The following is an 18,387-nucleotide window of genomic DNA, read 5'->3' as shown; positions in this document are numbered from 1 at the left end:
GCGCCAGGGAGGGTGTGTGATGCGTACGCACGCCTGCTGGAACACGCCGTCCGGCTCAGGCACGCCTGTCCGGCCCGGTCGCGCCGGTGAAGCCCGCTCCCGCCGGTCAGGCCCGGTCGCGCCGGTCAGGCCCGGTCGCGCCGGTCAGGCCCGGTAAGGCCCGTGAGGGGCGCTCCGCCTCGGCGGTGCGCCCCTCACGACTGTTGTCCGGTCTGTGCCCTTGAGCGGTTACGCGGCGGGCCGCCGTGCCGTCACGATCAGGTAGCCCACCTCGGGCATCTCCAGGTTCTCCCCCTCGGCGGGCTTCAGCTTGGCGAAGACCTCGGGGTCGACCTTGGCGGCCAACTGCTCCATGTTCTTGGCGAGCGCCTCGCCGAGCCGCTTCACCGACTGCCGCGTGGTGTTCTCGCTGACGTCGATGAGCTCCGCACAGCGCAGGCCCGCCTCGCGCAGCATCACCGGGTACGCCTCGAAGGACGCCGGCGACTGGGTGAGGTACCGCTTGAGAATGCCCTCGATCACCGGGCGCCGTTCCTCCGAGATGGTCTCCCGCTCGTAGTTGTCCGTGAGCGCGAGCCGGCCGCCCGGCCGCAGCACCCGGGCCGCCTCGGTGAGCGCGGCCGTACGGTCGGGCATCTGCATGACGGACTCCAGCATCCACACGGCGCTGAACGAGGCGTCGTCGAACGGCAGGTTCATCGCGTCGCCGTGCTGGAAGCTGACCTTGCCGCTCATACCGGCCGCCTCGGCCAGCTCGTTGGCCCTGTCCACCTGCTTGCGGCTGACGCTGATGCCCACGACCTCGGCACCTGTCTTCTGCGCGAGCCGGATCGCCGGCCCGCCGAGGCCACAGCCGATGTCCAGCACCCGGTCGCCGGGGCCGACCTGGAGGCGCTCGATCATCATGTCCGTGAGCCGGTCGGCGGCGTCCTCCAGCCCGGTGGTGTCCTCCTGGTCGTTCCAGAAGCCCACGTGGATGTTGGGACCGTACAGCGAGGCGTCGAACGCACCCATCAGCTGGTCGTAGAACTGGCCGACCTGCTCACCGACGGGGGTGAGGTTCGAAGACGTCACTTGCTTCTCCTGATTGTTGATATCCGCAGTCCACGGGCCCGGAAGGGAGCCTGCACGGCTCGAAGGACGTGTGCGCGCCCTTCCGGGTTCCGTCTTTCTCTCGCGACGAGTGATCCAGTGCACGGCGAGCCGCCGTGCACTCACATCACGCGTTCTCCGCAAGCCAGTCGAGGACGGCTCCGGCGGTGGCGCCGGCATGATCCTCCATCATGGTGAAGTGGTCGCCGGGCACTTCGATCCGGGTGACCTGGGGCCCCCACGCCGCCTCCTCGTCGGTGGTCTGCTCCGAGCCCGTGAAGGTCTCTTCGGCCTTCACCGCCAGGATCGGCGCACCGATCGGTTCCGGTCCCCAGTTCGAGAAGAGGCGCAGGTACCCGCCCATCGCCGTGAGCCGGCCCTCGTCCACCACGCCGAACATCTTCTCGCGGTCGAACATCTTCCCGGACAGGTTGGTCTGGATCCATGGCAGGGCCTCACTGCGAGGCAGGTACGTGTCCAGCATCACGACCGCCGCCGGGGTGATCCCCCGCTGCTCCAGCAGCCCCGCGACCGCCTGGGCGATCCAACCGCCCGACGACCGGCCGACGAGCACGAACGGATCGTCACCGACGGTCCGCAGTACCGCCTCCGCCTGCATCTCCACCACGGCGTCGACGTCGGCCGGCAGCAACTCGTCCTTGCCGAAGCCGGGTTCGGGCAGCACGGTGACGTCGCGGCGGCCCCGGAAGCCCGCCGCGAAACGGGCGTACTCGCGGGCCCCCGAGATCGCCACGAGCGACGGGAAGCACACCAGGCCGGGCGCGGTGCTGCCCTTGGACAGCCGGACCAGCTTGGGCGGGCTCGTCAGCTCGGCGGCCGTACGGAACGACGGGCGCAACCGGGCCGCCGCCATCAGCAGTTGGGTGCCCGCGACGTACTCGCCGTCGGCGCACGCCTGCCGGTAGAGCGACTCGATGGTCGAGCCGCCCCCGGCCGCGGGGGCCGTGGGTTGCCCGGCGCCACCGGTCCCGGTGCCACCGGCCCCGGCGGCGGGCGCCTCCGGCTCGGGCGCGGCGCCCGGCACCACCTGGGTGCGCAGGTAGCCGGCCAGCGCGGCGGGGGTGGTGTGGTCGAACAGCAGCGTCGCCGGCAGCGTCAGACCGGTGACGTGGTTGAGCCGGTTGCGGATCTCCACGGCGGTGAGCGAGGTGATGCCCAGCTCCAGGAAGGCGTGGTCCTCCTCGACCGGGTCCACGGAGTCGTGGCCCAGCACCGTCGCCGTGTGTGTCCGCACCAGCTCGGTCAGCGTCCGCAGCTGCTCCGCGGCCGACAGCCCGGCCAGCCGCTGCCCGAGCGGCGCCTGCCCCGGCTCGTCCGCGCCACGGGCGGAGGTGCTGTCGGCGACCCGGCGCGGCGTCACCGGGACCAGCCCCCGCAGCAGGGCGGGCGTGCCGACCGAGGCCGCCTGCGCCCGCAGGGCGGCGACGTCGAGCCGCATCGGCACCAGCAGCGGGTCCACTGCCGATCCGTCCGCCTCGGTGGCCGACGACAACTCCACCGCGCGGTCGAAGAGGGCCAGCCCCTCCTCGGAGGTGAGTGCGGCCACCCCCGAGCGGTTCAGCCGCTGTACGTCGCCCTCGTCCATGTGCCCTGTCATGGCGCTGCGTTCGGCCCACAGACCCCAGGCGAGCGAGGCCGCCGGGAGTCCCGCCGCCCGGCGGTGGTGCGCCAGAGCGTCCAGGAACGCGTTGGCCGCCGCGTAGTTGGCCTGCCCGGCCGCACCGAACACACCCGCCGCCGAGGAGAACAGCACGAAGGCCGTGAGCGGCAGATCCCGGGTCAGCTCATGGAGGTTGACCGCCGCGTCGCTCTTGGGACGCAGGACGGTGTCCACACGCTCCGGCGTCAGCGAGCCGAGGACACCGTCGTCGAGCGCACCGGCCGCGTGCACCACACCGGTCAGCGGATGCCGGGCGGGCACGCTCGCCAGCAGCTCCGCCAGCGCCACACGGTCGGCGACGTCACAGGCGGCCAGCCGCACCGACGCCCCGAGGGCGGTCAGCTGGTCCGCCAGCTCGGCGGCACCGGCGGCGGCCCGGCCACTGCGGCTGGTCAGCAGCAGATGCCGGACACCGTGCTCGGCCACCAGGTGCCGGGCCACCAGGGACCCCAGCACGCCGGTTGCCCCGGTGATCAGCACCGTGCCTTCCGGAGACCACACCGGAGCGGCCGACGTGCCCTCGTCCATGGTGTCCGGGACCGCACCGTCGGTGGCGCGCTCCGCACGCACCCGGGCCAGCCGCGGCGCGAACGGCCGCCCGGCCCGCACCGCCAACTGCGGCTCCGCACCTTCCAGGACCTGCGGCAGCACCGCGAACGAGGTCTCCTGGTCGTCCATGTCCAGCAGCACGAACCGGTCGGGATTCTCCGACTGGGCCGCCCGCACCAGACCCCACACCGCCGCGCAGGCCGGGTCCGGCACCCGCTCCCCGGGCCGGGCGGCGACCGCCCCACGGGTCACGAACACCAGGCGTGAGCCCGCGAAGCGCTCCTCACCCTGCCACGCCTGGGTCAGCCGCAGCGCCCGGTGCGCCACGGCACGCACCCGGTCCGCGGACAGCTCGTCCGGCGTACCGCTTTCGAGCCACGCGGCGAACGGGGCGAACACCAGGTCCGGTACGTTCCCGCCCGCCGCCACGGACTCCGTCAGCGTGGGCAGGTCCGCGTACCGCTCGGCCTGCGCCCCGGCCGCACCCGCCGACTTCAGAGCCGTCGGCAGCGACGTGCCGTCGTCGCCCAGCACCGCCCACCTGCCCGGCGCGCGGGACACGGCCGGCGACGCCACCGCGGTCCAGTCGAGCCGGAACAGCGACTCGTGGAAGGTGCCGTGCGCCCGGCTGAGCTGCTCCCGGGAGATCGCCCGGGTCACCAGCGAGTCCACCGTCAGCACCGACCGGCCCGACTCGTCCACGGCGGTCACCGCCACCGCGTCGGGTCCTGCCGGGGCCAGTCGCACCCGCAGCGCGGACGCGCCCTGGGCGTGCAGGGCCACACCGTTCCAGGCGAAGGGCAGCCGGACCCGTCCGGTGTCCCCGTCCGGAGTGACGGAGCCGGGCAGCCGGACGAACCCGCCGAACGCCATCGCGTGCAGCGCCGCGTCCAGCAACGCCGGGTGAACGCCCAGGTTCCGTGCCTCGGACCACTGATCCTCGTGCAGCCGGACCTCCGCGAACACCTCGTCACCGCGCCGCCAGACGGCCCGCAGCCCCTGGAAGGTCGGTCCGTAACCGAATCCGTTGCGCGCGAACCTCTCGTACAGGCCCTCCACGTCGACGGCCTCCGCGTCGGCCGGCGGCCACGCCGCACCGGCGTCCGCCCACACCGCCGTCGCGCCGCCGCTCGTGAGAGCACCCACGGCATGCCGCGTCCAGGGGCCGCCGTCCGCCTGCGAGTACACGTTCAGCGCACGTCGCCCGGACTCGTCGGGCCCGCCGACGGAGACCTGTACGGACACCGCACCGTCCTCCGGCAGCACCAGCGGCGCCTCCAGCGTCAGCTCCTCCACCCGGTCACAGGCGACCGCCTCTCCTGCCCGCAGCGCCAGCTCCACGAACGCCGTCCCCGGCAGCAGCGTCACGCCGGCCACCGCGTGTTCGGCCAGCCAGGGGTGCGTACGCAGCGAAAGGCGGCCCGTCAGCAGGGCCCCGTCGGACGCGGCCAGCGTGACGGCCGCGCCCAGCAGCGGGTGATCGGCGGAGGACAGACCCGCCGACGTGACATCGGCGGCGGTGGCAGGCTCCGACTCCAGCCAGTAGTGCTGGTGCTGGAAGGCGTACGTGGGCAGATCGACGCGCCGGGCGCCCGTGCCCTCGAACACCGCCGCCCAGTCGACGACCGCACCACCGACGAACGCCTCGGCGGCCGAGGTGAGGAAACGGAGCAGGCCACCCTCGTCACGGCGCAACGAACCCACCGCTGAGACCGACGCGTTGGTGTGTTCCTCGGCGGTCTGCTCGATGCCCATCGTCAGCACGGGGTGCGCGCTGGACTCGATGAACAGCCGGAAACCGTCATCGAGGAGGGCCCGTACCGTGTCCGCGAATCGGACCGTCTGACGCAGGTTGCGATACCAGTAGCCCGCGTCCAGAGCGGTGGTGTCCAGCAGCTCAGCCGTCACCGTGGAGTAGAACGGCACCGAAGCCGGACGGGGAGCGATGCCCGCCAGCTCACGCAGGAGTACGTCCTCGATCTCCTCCACGTGCGAGCAGTGCGAGGCGTAGTCGACAGCGACACGGCGAGCCCGCACGCCGTCGGCTTCGCAAGCCGCGAGGAGTTCGTCCAGGGCGTCCGCGTCACCGGAGACGACCACGACCGACGGGCCGTTGATTGCCGCGACCGCCAGACGGCCGCTCCACGCCGACAGCCGCTCCCGGACGGCCTCTACGTCGAGGGAGACCGACACCATCCCGCCACGCCCGGACAGCGCCCGGATCGCCTTGCTCCGCAGCGCCACCACCTTCGCCGCGTCCTGGAGCGACAGGGAACCAGCCACCACAGCAGCGGCGATCTCACCCTGCGAATGACCGATCACGGCCGCGGGCTCGACACCGTAGGACCGCCACACCTCGGCCAGCGAGACCATCACGGCCCACAACACCGGCTGCACGACATCGACCTGCTCCAGCCAGCCGTCACCGCCGTCACCGCGCAGGATGTCCGTCAGCGACCAGTCCACGAACGGCGCGAGAGCCGCCGCACACTCACCGACCCGCCCCGCGAACACCGGTGAGGAGTCGAGAAGTTCGGCGGCCATACCCCGCCACTGCGAACCCTGACCGGGGAAGACGAACACGGCACGGCCATCGGCACCGCTCGCGCTCCCCCGCACCACGCCCGCGGTCTCACGGCCCTCGGCCAGCGCCTCCAGCCCACCGACCAGATCACCCAGCACCACAGCCCGGTGATCGAACACCGAACGCGACACAGCCAGCGACAGACCGACATCCACCGGCGACACACCAGGCACAAAGGCGGCCAGCCGCTGCGCCTGCCCCCGCAGCGCGGCCTCGGACTTCGCCGACACCACCCACGGCACCACCACCGGCGGCTCGACACTCACAACCGGCTCCTCCTCCGGAGCCGTGTCGGGAGCCTCTTCGAGGATGATGTGCGCGTTGGTGCCGCTGAGCCCGAAGGAGGAGACACCCGCCCGGCGCGGCCGGCCGGTCTCGGGCCAGGGCGTGGACTCGGTGAGCAGTTCGACAGCTCCGGCCGACCAGTCGACGTGCGGCGACGGCTCGTCGACGTGCAGCGTCCGCGGCAGGAAGCCGTTCCGCATCGCGAGGACCATCTTGATGATCCCTGCGACGCCGGCCGCGGCCTGCGTGTGGCCGATGTTCGACTTGATCGAGCCCAGCCACAGTGGCCGGTTCTCCGGCCGGTCCTGGCCGTACGTCGCCAGCAGTGCCTGCGCCTCGATCGGGTCACCCAGGGTCGTGCCCGTACCGTGCGCCTCCACCACGTCCACCTCGGCCGCCGGGACCCGGGCGTTCGCCAACGCCGCTCGGATCACCCGCTGCTGGGACGGTCCGTTCGGCGCCGTGAGGCCGTTGCTCGCGCCATCCTGGTTGACGGCCGAACCACGCACCACGGCCAGCACCCGGTGACCGTTGCGGCGCGCGTCGGACAGCCGCTCGAGCAGCAGCATGCCCACGCCCTCGCCCCAGCCGGTGCCGTCCGCGCCCGCCGCGAACGGCTTGCAGCGGCCGTTCGTGGCGAGGCCACGCTGCCGGCTGAACTCCACGAAGGTCGCGGGGGTGGACATCACCGTCACACCACCGGCCAGTGCCAGTGAACACTCTCCCTGACGCAGGGACTGCGCCGCGAGATGCAGGGCCACCAGCGAGGAGGAGCAGGCGGTGTCGATGGTCACCGCGGGGCCTTCGAGGCCGAAGGTGTAGGCGATGCGTCCGGACGCGATGCTCCCGGAGCCGCCCGTCGCGAGGTAGCCCTCGGCGCCTTCGGGAATGCTTTGCAGCTGGGAGCCGTAGTCGTGGTACATGAGGCCGGCGAAGACGCCGGTCGCGCTGCCTTTGAGGAACGTCGGGTCGATACCGGCCCGTTCGAAGGTCTCCCAGGAGGTCTCCAGCAGCAGCCGCTGCTGCGGATCCATGGCCAGGGCCTCGCGTGGCGAGATGCCGAAGAACGCCGGGTCGAAGTCGCCGGCCGCGTGCAGGAAGCCGCCTTCGCGAACGTAGCTCTTTCCGTCCGAGTCGGCGTCGGCGTCGTACAGCGCCTCCGTGTCCCAGCCGCGTCCCTCGGGGAAGCCGGAAATGGCGTCGCCGCCCGCGGCGAGCAGGCTCCACAGCTCTTCGGGGGTGCGGACGCCGCCAGGAAAGCGGCAGCCCATGGAGATGATGACCACCGGGTCGTCCTCGCCGTCTCCGGCGGACGGGCCGGAGAAAAGGGCGGGTGCCGTGCCGGCCGCCGTGTCGTGGTTGCCGGTCAGTTCCTGCCGGAGGTGTTGGGCCAGGGCCAGGGGGGACGGGTAGTCGAACACCAGGGTCGCGGGCAGGTGCAGTCCGGTGGCCGTGGTGAGCCGGTTGCGCAGTTCCACGGCCGTCAGCGAGTCGAAGCCGAAGTCGCTGAAGGCTCGGCCCGGTTCCACTGCCTCCGTCTCCGCATGTCCGAGAACCGCGGCCACGTTCCGGCGTACGACGTTCAGCACCAGCCGTTCACCGTCCGCGACCGACACTCCGGCGAGTTGTTCGCGCAGCTGCGAGGAACCCGTGGAAGCGGGGGTGTCGGCGAAGCGACGGTTCGTGGGCCGCACCAGACCGCGCAGTACGTGGGCCACTTCGCCCCCTCGGCCGGCCTGGGCCGGGTCCAGCCGCAGCGGGACCACGACCGGCGTCTCCGCCGCGCAGGCGATGTCGAACAGGGTCAGGCCCTCCGCGGGGGCCAGCCCCAGCACGCCGGACTGTTCGATCCGGCGCAGATCGGCCCGGGCCAGTCCGCCCGCCATGCCGTCGGCCGTGTCCCACAGGCCCCAGGCGAGGGAGAGCCCGGACAGGCCCGCGGCGCGCCGGTGCCGTACCAGCGCGTCCAGGAACGCGTTGGCCGCGGCGTAGTTGGCCTGGCCCGCGGTGCCGAACGTGCCGGCCGCCGAGGAGAACAGCACGAATGCCGACAGGTCGAGATCGCGGGTCAGTTCGTGGAGGTTGGCCGCCGCGGTCACCTTCGGCCGCAGGACCGCGTCGACGCGCTCCGGGGTGAGCGCGTCGATGACGCCGTCGTCGAGCACTCCCGCGGTGTGCACCACCGCGCGCAGCGGACGATCCGCCGGAACACTTCGCAGTACGTCCGCAAGTGCCGCCCGGTCCGCCACGTCACAGGCCGCCCAGGTCACACAGGCGCCGCCTGCCGACAGCTCCGACTCCAGCTCACGGGCACCGTCGGCGTCCGCACCCCGCCGGCTCACCAGCAGCAGGCTCCGGACGCCGGCGTCGGTCACGAGATGGCGTGCGACCAGCCTGCCCAGCGTGCCGCTGGCGCCGGTCACCAGGACCGTACCGGCCGCGTCCCAGGTCGCCGAGGGCAGCGGAGCCGCATCCGTGGTGCGTACCCGGTCCAGACGCGCGGCCAGCAGTGCCCCACCCCGAACCGCCACCTGAGGCTCTCCGCCAGCAGCGGCGGCGGACAGGAACGGGACGTCGTCGACGGTCAGCGCGCACGGCTCGGCGGAGTCCGACCGCTCCTCGCCCGCATCCAGGTCCGGGTACGGGTCCAGGTCCACCAGGACGAAACGGCCGGGATGCTCGCTCTGCGCGCTCCGTACCAGCCCCCATACGGCGGCTGCGGCGAGGCCGGGGACGTCGTCGCCGTCCTCGACCGCCACCGCTCCGCGCGTGACGATCAGCAGGCGCGAGTCGGCGAACCGCTCCTCGGCCAGCCAGCCCTGGATCAGGGCCAGGCATTGCTGTACGGCATGTCGTACCGTGTCGGCGCCCACGCCCGGCAGGGACGGCAGGACGCAGGCGACCACCGGGGGCACGGCCACACCGGCGTCGACCGCGGCACGCAGCGCGTCGATGTCCTCGTGGTACGACGTCCGGTCCAGCACTCCTTCCGCCCACGCGTCCCGAGATACCAGTCCGGCACCGCCCAGCAGGACGGGAGCGGCTTCGGAGTGCCGCGCCTGTACCTCGACACCGGGCACGCGGCGCCATCCCAACCGGAACAGCGACTGGTGGAGCACGCCGCCCGCCGCGCTGATCTGCTCGGCGGAAACGGGACGCGTCACCATCGACCGCACGGTGGCCACGAGCCCGCCGGCCTGGTCCATCACCGCCATGGACAGCGCCGAGCCGTCGGCGTTGCCGGGACTCAGTCGTACACGGAGCGCCGAGGCGCCCGTCGAGTACACCGACACGCCGCTCCAGGCGAAGGGCAGCCGGATGCCGGTCGACGGATCCGCCGGTTCCGACTGCTCCGCCGGGGCCACCGGGCCCGCCGCGGCCCCCATCGCGTGCAGGGCCGCGTCCAGCAGGGCCGGATGCACACCGAAGCGACTCGACTCCGTCTCCGCTTCCTCCGGCAGCGCGACCTCGGCGAACACCTCGTCACCGCGCCGCCATACGGCCCGCAGGCCCTGAAAGACCGGCCCGTACCGCAGGCCCGTACCGGCGGCCCGGTCGTAGTACCCGTCCAGGGCCACGGCCTCGGCGTCGCGCGGCGGCCATACCCCTTCCCCGGACTCCGTGCGCACCTCCTCCGGCGCGACCCGGCCCGTCGCGTGCCGGGTCCACGGCTCGCCCTCGTCGTCCGGCCGCGAGTGCACGGTCAGTGCCCGGCGACTCGACTCATCGGCGTCGGCAACCGCCACCCGTATCTGTACGCCGCCCTGCTCGGGCAGCACGAGCGGCGCCTCCAGCGTCAACTCCTCCAGCCGGTCGCACCCGACCCAGCCACCGGCGTGCAGCGCGAGTTCGACGAACGCGGTTCCCGGCAGGAGCACCGCGCCCATGACCTGGTGGTCGTTCAGCCAACCGTGCGACGCCAGCGACAGTCGGCCGGTGAACAGGCAGCCGTCGGAGTCGGGCAGCGTCACGGCCGCACCGAGCAAGGGGTGTTCCGCCGCGCCCAGACCGACCGAGGTGACATCGCCGGCGGACGGTGCCGCCTCCAGCCAGTACCGCTCCCGCTGGAAGGCGTAAGTGGGCAGCTCCACCTGCCGGGGACCGTACGGCGCGAGGTAGGCGGCCCAGTCCACGTCCTGGCCCTGGACGTAGACCTGCGCCAACGCCTCCAACAGCGAGCCGACGTCGTCCCGGCCCTTACGCAGCACCGGTGCGAACGACACGTCGGCAGCAGTTTCCTGGCCCATGCCGGACAGGACACCATCCGGGCCCAGCTCCAGGCAGACGGACACGTTCTGGGTGGTCAGCTGGGTGACGCCGTCGGCGAAACGGACCGCCTCCCGCACATGCCGCACCCAGTACTCCGGGTCACACACCTCACCCGCACCGGCAAGCTCACCCGTCAGGTTCGACACCAACGCGATCCGCGGAGCGTTGTACGACAACCCGGCCGCCACCTGCCGGAACTCGGCCAGCATCGGCTCCATCAACGGCGAGTGGAACGCATGCGACACCCGCAGCTTCCGGGTCTTCACACCCTGCTGCTCCAACCGCGACACCACCACGGCCACCGCAGCCTCAGCACCCGAAATCACCACCGAGGACGGACCGTTGACCGCAGCCACGCCCAACTCGCCGTGACCGTCCAACAACGGCAGGACATCGGCCTCCGACGCCCGCACCGACACCATCACACCACCCGACGGCAGTGCCTGCATCAAACGGCCGCGCGCCGCCACCAACGCACACGCATCCTCAAGCGACCACACACCCGCCACGAACGCCGCAGCGACCTCACCGATCGAATGCCCACCCACCACATCAGGTGTCACACCCCACGAAGAGAGCAGACGGTAGAGCGCAACCTCCAACGCGAACAGACCACACTGCGTATAAACCGTCGCATCCAACGCCTCGCCGTCCCCGAAGACGACCTCACGCAACGAACGCTCCAACAACGCGTCGAACCGCCCGCACACCTCATCGAAAGCCTCGGCGAACACCGGGAACGCCTCATACAGCCCCCGGCCCATCCCCACACGCTGACTGCCCTGCCCGGAGAAAAGCACCGCCAGCTTCCCCGACGCCACCTGCCCCCGCACCACACCAGCAGCCGGCTCACCCGCCACCAACGAAGCCAAACCACCCTCAAAACCAGCCCGCTCACCCGCCAGCACCACAGCCCGATGCTCGAACACCGAACGTCCCGTCGCGAGCGAGAACGCCACGTCAACGGGCGCGAGTTCCGGACGCTCCCCGACGAACGACACCAGTCGCTCCGACTGAGCCCGCAGCGCACTCTCCGAACGGCCCGACACCACCCACGGCAGCACCGTCGGCGGCACGGCACCCGCAGCCGGGCCCTCTTCCGGGGCCGAAGCCGGATCCGCAACGGGGGCCTGCTCGAGGATCACGTGGGCGTTCGTGCCACTGATACCGAACGACGACACACCCGCACGCCTGGCCTGACCACTCTCCGGCCAAGCGACCGACTCGGTCAGCAGCTCGACGGCACCCGCCGACCAGTCCACATGCGGCGACGGCTCATCCACGTGCAGCGTCCGCGGCAGCACACCATGCCGCATCGCCAGCACCATCTTCATCACACCAGCCACACCAGCCGCCGCCTGCGTGTGGCCGATGTTCGACTTGATCGAGCCCAGCCACAGCGGACGGTCCTCCGGCCGGTCCTGGCCGTACGTCGCCAACAGTGCCTGCGCCTCGATCGGGTCACCCAGCTTCGTGCCCGTACCGTGCGCCTCCACCACATCCACCTGACCGGTGGACAGACCCGCACTCGCCAGCGCGGAACGGATCACCCGCTGCTGCGACGGCCCGTTCGGCGCCGTGAGACCGTTGCTCGCACCGTCCTGGTTGACGGCCGAACCACGCACCACCGCCAGCACCCGGTGACCGTTGCGGCGTGCGTCCGACAGCCGCTCCAGCAGCAGCATGCCCGCACCCTCGGAGAAACCGGTGCCGTCCGCGCCGCCCGCGAACGCCTTGCAGCGGCCGTCGGGGGCGAGACCACGCTGCCGGCTGAACTCCACGAACAGCGCCGGCGTCGCCATGACGGTCACACCGCCGGCCAGCGCCAACGAGCACTCACCCTGCCGCAGCGACTGCACCGCCAGGTGCAGCGCCACCAACGACGACGAGCAGGCCGTGTCCACCGTCACCGCGGGACCCTCGAACCCGAACGTGTACGAGATGCGACCCGAAGCGATGCTGCCGGGACTGGGGGAACCGGGGGTGCCGTCGGGACCCTGCAGAAGGCCGTAGTCGTGGTGCATGATCCCGGCGAAGACTCCGGTCTGGCTGCCGCGCACCGACGCCGGATCGATACCCGCCCGCTCCAACGCCTCCCACGACGTCTCCAGCAACAGCCGCTGCTGCGGGTCCATCGCCAACGCCTCACGCGGCGAGATACCGAAGAACCCCGGATCGAAATCACCCGCGTCGTAGAGGAAACCACCCTCGCGGGCATGGATCTTCCCCGGGGTCTCCGAACCGGGTTCGTAGAGTTTCTCGATGTCCCAGCCACGGTCGTCCGGGAAGGCCGCCATGGCATCCGTGCCGTGCTCCAGGAGCTGCCACAGCTCCTCGGGGGTGTCTACGCCGCCGGGGAACCGGCAGCTCATCGCGACGATCGCGATCGGCTCGTCCGCCGCCGTCGCCGTCCCGGCGGCCGGGAGCGCCGAGGGAGTGGCACCGGCACCGTCCGTGGCGTTCGCCGCCGTCAGCTCCGACAGCAGATGGCGGGCGAGCACGGCCGGCGAGGGATAGTCGAAGACGAGCGTCGCCGAAAGGCGCAGCCCGGTGGCTGTGTTCAGCCGGTTGCGCAGCTCCACCGCCGTCAGTGAATCGAAGCCCAGCTCCTTGAACGCGCGGTCGCTGTCGACCGCGGTCTCGTCTGCGTGACCCAGGACCGCGGCGACATGGGTGCACACCAACGTCCGTAGGGTCTCGTCCCGCTCGGCCTCGGGCAGGCGCGCCAGGCGCTGCCAGAGTGCGGAGGTGCCGGTACCGGCACCGGACGCCTCGACCGTACGGCGGGTGGGGATGCGCAGCAGGTGCTGCAGAAGCGCGGGTACGACGCCGGACGCGGCCTGGGCACGCAGGGCGGGCAGGTCGAGGCGTATGGGCAGCAGAACGGCATCCGCCGTGGCCGAGTCGGTCGCCGGTGTCGCCGGTGTCGCCGCGGCGTCGAACAGGGCGAGGCCCTCTTCCGACGTGAGCGGGGCGATGCCGGCGCGGCGCATGCGCCGTACGTCCGTGTGGGCCAGGTGGCCGGTCATGCCACTGCGTTCGGCCCAGAATCCCCAGCCCAGCGAGACCGCGGGCAGACCGTGGGCGCGTCGGTGGGCGGCCAGCGCATCGACGAAGGCGTTCGCCGCCGCGTAATTGCCCTGACCGGCGCCGCCGAACGTCCCGGCGGCGGAGGAGAAGAGCACGAAGGCGGCGAGGTCGAGGTCCCGGGTCAGCTCGTGGAGGTGGACGGCCGCGTCCACCTTCGGCCGCAGGACCGCTTCGACCTGATCCGGTGTCAGCGACTCGATCACGCCGTCGTCCAGGACGCCGGCCGCGTGCACGACCGCGGTCAGCGGGTGCTCGGCGGGCACGGTCCGCAGCAGCTCCGCGAGCTCCGTCCGGTCGGCGGCGTCGCAGGCAGCGACCGTCACCGTTGCTCCCAACTCGCCCAGTTGCTCGGCGAGTTCGACTGCACCGGGGGCGGTACGGCCGCGTCGGGAGACCAGCAGCAGCCGGCGTACGCCGTGCTCGGTGACCAGGTGCCGCGCGACGAGGGCGCCCAGTGTGCCGGTGGCGCCCGTCAGCAGCACGGTGCCGTCCGGGTTCCAGGCGGCGGCCGGCACGGAACCGGAGTCAGCACCGGTACCGGGTCCGGTCCGGGTCTCGGCGGTGGCGCGCGCCAGCCTCGGGGCGAGGGCTTCTCCCGACCGTACGGCGATCTGTGGCTCTCCGGTGGCGAGCACGGCGTCCACCAGCGGACCGGACAGCTCCTGCCCGTCCAGGTCGAGCAGGACGAACCGGTCCGGGTGCTCGGCCTGCGCCGACCGCACCAGACCCCACACCGCCGCAGCCGCCAGATCGGTCACGTCCTCACCCGGCACGGCAGACACCGCTCCCCGGGTCACCACGACCAACCGCGACCCGGCCAACCGCTCCTCCGCCAGCCACGCCTGCAACGACTCCAGCGCGCGAAGCGTCACCGCCCGCACAACCGCCGGATCACCGGCATCCGTACCGATGCTGTCGTCGTCGGCCGCGACGCTGTCGTCGTCGGCCGTCCGCGTCGTGAAGGAGGCCAGCACCACGTCCGGCACAGCCTCTGTTCCCGCCGCCACGGCGGTCCGCAGCTCCTCCAGGTCCGGACAGATCAGGGTCGTCGGGGACGACGCCGGGGTACGCAGCGCGATCTCGCGCCACGTGACGCGGAACAGCGCCTCGTCGGTGATGCGTGCCGCAGCCCCCAGCCGCTCGGGCGACACGGTACGCGTCACCAGGGACGTCACAGCCGCGACCGGCGCCCCCGTGGTGTCGGCGACGAACACGGACACCGCGTCCGCTCCCGCCGGGGCGAGCCGGACGCGCAGCGCGTCCGCGCCCGTGGCGAACAGGGACACCCCGCTCCAGACGAACGGAAGCCCGGCACGCCGTTCACCCTCGCTCCGCTGCGGGTCGTCCGGTCCCGACGCCATGGCGTGCAGGGCGGAGTCCAGCAGCGCGGGGTGCAGGCCGAAGCGGCCCGCGTCGGCGCGCTGCTCCTCGGCGAGGGCGACTTCGGCGAACACCTCGTCGCCGCGTCGCCAAGCCGCCCGTACGCCCTGGAAGGCGGCGCCGTACTGCAACCCCATGGCCGCGAGGCCCTCGTACAGGCCGTCCACCGCGACCGGCTCCGCGCCGGCCGGCGGCCAGACGCCCAGTTCGGCGGCGACCGTGGTCTCCTCCGCACCGCCTCCGGCTTGGCTGTCGGTCAGCGCGCCTGTGGCGTGTCGCGTCCAGGATCCTTCGGGTGCGTCCTCGGGTCGTGAGTACACCGCCACCGGCCGCCGTCCGGCCACGTCCGGTCCGCCGACCGTCAACTGCACCTGCACGGCGCCGCTGTCGGGCAGCACCAGTGGCGCTTCCAGCGTGAGTTCCTCCAGCCGGTCACAACCGACCGCGTCTCCCGCACGCAGCGCCAGCTCCACGAACGCCGTCCCCGGCAGCAGCGTCGTCTCGGCCACCGCGTGATCGGCCAGCCACGGGTGCGTACGCACGGACAGCCGACCCGTCAGCAGGAACCCCTCCGCGTCGGCCAGCGCGACGACCGCTCCCAGGAGGGGGTGGTCTGCGGACCCGAGCCCCAGACCGGCAGCGGCGTTCTGGCTCACCACCGCGCCGGTGGTCTCCAGCCAGTAGCGGTCGCGCTGGAAGGCGTAGGTGGGCAGGTCGACGCGCTGGGCACCCGTGCCCTCGAACACCGCCGACCAGTCGACGACCGCACCGCCGACGAACGCCTCGGCGGCCGAGGTGAGGAAACGGAGCAGACCACCCTCGTCACGCCGCAGCGAACCCACGGCCGTGACGAGGGAGTTGGTGTGTTCCTCGGCCGTCTGCTCGATGCCCATCGTCAGCACCGGATGCGCACTGGACTCGATGAACAGCCGGAAACCGTCGTCCAGCAGAGCACGTACCGTGTCCGCGAAACGGACCGTCTGACGCAGATTGCGGTACCAGTAGCCCGCGTCCAGAGCGGTGGTGTCCAACACCTCAGCCGTCACCGTGGAGTAGAACGGCACCGAAGCGGCCTGCGGGGCGATCCCCGCCAGCTCACGCAGGAGAACGTCCTCTATCTCCTCCACATGCGAGCAGTGCGAGGCGTAGTCCACCGCGATACGACGAGCCCGCACACCCTCCGCCTCACAACCCGCGAGGAGTTCGTCCAGGGCGTCCGCGTCACCGGAAACGACCACGACGGACGGGCCGTTGACCGCCGCGACCGCCAGACGACCCTCCCACGCCGACAACCGCTCCTCGACGGCCTCCAGACCCAGGGAGACGGACACCATGCCACCGCGCCCGGACAGCGCCCGGATCGCCTTGCTCCGCAGAGCCACGACCTTCGCCGCGTCCTGAAGCGACAGGGCACCAGCAACCACGGCAGCGGCGATCTCACCCTGCGAATGACCGATCACCGCGGCCGGCTCCACACCGTAGGACCGCCACACCTCGGCCAACGACACCATCACAGCCCACAACACCGGCTGAACGACATCGACCTGCTCCAGCCAGCCGTCACCACCGTCACCGCGCAGGACGTCCGTCAGCGACCAGTCCACGAACGGCGCGAGCGCAGCCGCACACTCACCGACCCGCTGCTCGAACACCGGTGAGGAATCAAGAAGTTCGGCGGCCATGCCCAGCCACTGTGAACCCTGACCCGGGAAGACGAACACCGCACGGCCATCGGCACCGCTCGCGCTCCCCCGCACCACACCCGCGACCTCACGGCCCTCGGCCAGTGCCTCCAGCCCACCGACCAGATCACCCAGCACCACAGCCCGATGCTCGAACACCGAACGCGACACAGCCAACGAGAAGCCGACATCCACCGGCGACAGCCCGGAAACAGAAGCGACCAGCCGCTCCGCCTGTGCCCGCAGCGCACCCTCTGACTTGCCCGACATCACCCACGGCACCACCACCGGCGCCACCACGGCCTCAGCCGGCTCCTCATCCGAAGCCTCGGCGGGGGCCTCTTCGAGAATGATGTGTGCGTTGGTTCCGCTGATACCGAAGGAGGAGACACCCGCCCGGCGGGGTTCCTCGGTGTCCGGCCAGGGGGTGGCCTCGGTCAGCAGTTCGACAGCGCCCGCCGACCAGTCGACGTGCTGCGACGGCTCGTCCACGTGCAGCGTCCGCGGCAGCAGCCCGTGGCGCATCGCCTGCACCATCTTGATGATTCCGGCGACGCCGGCCGCGGCCTGCGTGTGGCCGATGTTGGACTTGATCGAGCCCAGCAGCAGCGGACGGTCCTCCGGCCGGTCCTGGCCGTACGTCGCGAGGAGCGCCTGCGCCTCGATGGGGTCGCCCAGGGTCGTGCCGGTGCCGTGTGCCTCCACCACCTCGATCTGCTTGGCGGAGAGCCGGGCGTCCGCGAGGGCCGCTCGGATCACGCGCTGCTGGGAGGGGCCGTTCGGCGCCGTGAGACCGTTGCTCGCGCCGTCCTGGTTCAGGGCCGAGCCCCTGACCACGGCAAGGACGGGGTGGCCGTTGCGCTGCGCGTCGGACAGCCGCTCCAGCAGCAGCATGCCCACGCCCTCGCCCCAGCCGGTGCCGTCCGCGCCCGCCGCGAACGGCTTGCAGCGGCCGTCGGGGGCAAGGCCCCGCTGCCGGCTGAACTCCACGAAGGTCCCGGGAGTGGACATCACCGTCACGCCACCGGCCAGCGCGAGCGTGCATTCACGCCGGCGGAGGGCCTGGGCGGCCCAGTGCAGGGCCACCAGGGACGACGAGCAGGCCGTGTCGATGGTGACGGCCGGGCCTTCGAGTCCGAGCGTGTAGGACACCCGGCCGGAGGCGACGCTGCCGGCGGTGCCGTTGCCGAGGTAGCCCTCGAGCCCGGCGGGTACGGCGTCGAGGCCGGTGCCGTAGTCGTGGTACATGACGCCGGTGAAGACACCGGTGCGGGTGCCGCGTACCGAGGCCGGGTCGATACCCGCGCGTTCGAACGCCTCCCAGCTGGTCTCCAGCAGCAGCCGCTGCTGCGGATCCATGGCCAGGGCCTCGCGTGGCGAGATGCCGAAGAACGCCGGGTCGAAGTCGCCGGCCGCGTGCAGGAAGCCGCCTTCGCGCGCATAGCTCTTGCCCACGGCGCTCGGGTCCGGGTCGTACAGCCCTTCCACATCCCAGCCGCGGTCCTCGGGAAAGCCCGAGACGGCGTCGGCGCCGGCGGACACCAGCTGCCACAGTTCCTCCGGGGAGCTTACGCCGCCCGGGTAGCGGCAACTCATCGCCACGATGGCGATCGGCTCGTGGTCCGCGGTCTCCGCATCCTGCAGGCGTTGCCGCGTCTGGTGCAGTTCGGCAATGACTCGCTTGAGGTAATCCCGGAGCTTGTCTTCGTTACTCATCGTGCTTTCCCATCAAAAAAGCAGTCGGCCGCAAGGCGGTCGGCGGAAAGGGCGGGACG

Annotated in this window: 2 protein-coding genes; both read right to left on the bottom strand. The window is 71.9% G+C overall.

Features of this window, described 5'->3' with window-relative positions:
• Positions 1 to 228: 228 nt before the first annotated feature.
• A complete protein-coding gene (locus ACIGYR_RS03130) occupies positions 229 to 1,074 on the bottom strand; it encodes a methyltransferase domain-containing protein (RefSeq protein ID WP_399602384.1) in 846 nt (281 codons plus the stop codon).
• Between the two features lie 145 nt (positions 1,075 to 1,219).
• The gene (locus ACIGYR_RS03125; protein ID WP_400014148.1) at positions 1,220 to 18,286 is read right to left on the bottom strand and encodes a type I polyketide synthase; all 17,067 of its coding nucleotides are present in this window, start codon (positions 18,284 to 18,286) and stop codon (positions 1,220 to 1,222) included.
• Positions 18,287 to 18,387 lie beyond the last annotated feature (101 nt).

This window comes from Streptomyces sp. NPDC053076 (genome assembly GCF_044546845.1).
Classification (GTDB): Bacteria; Actinomycetota; Actinomycetes; order Streptomycetales; family Streptomycetaceae; genus Streptomyces.
Note: the sequence above shows the minus strand (reverse complement) of the source record. Positions and strands in the feature narration are given on the sequence as shown.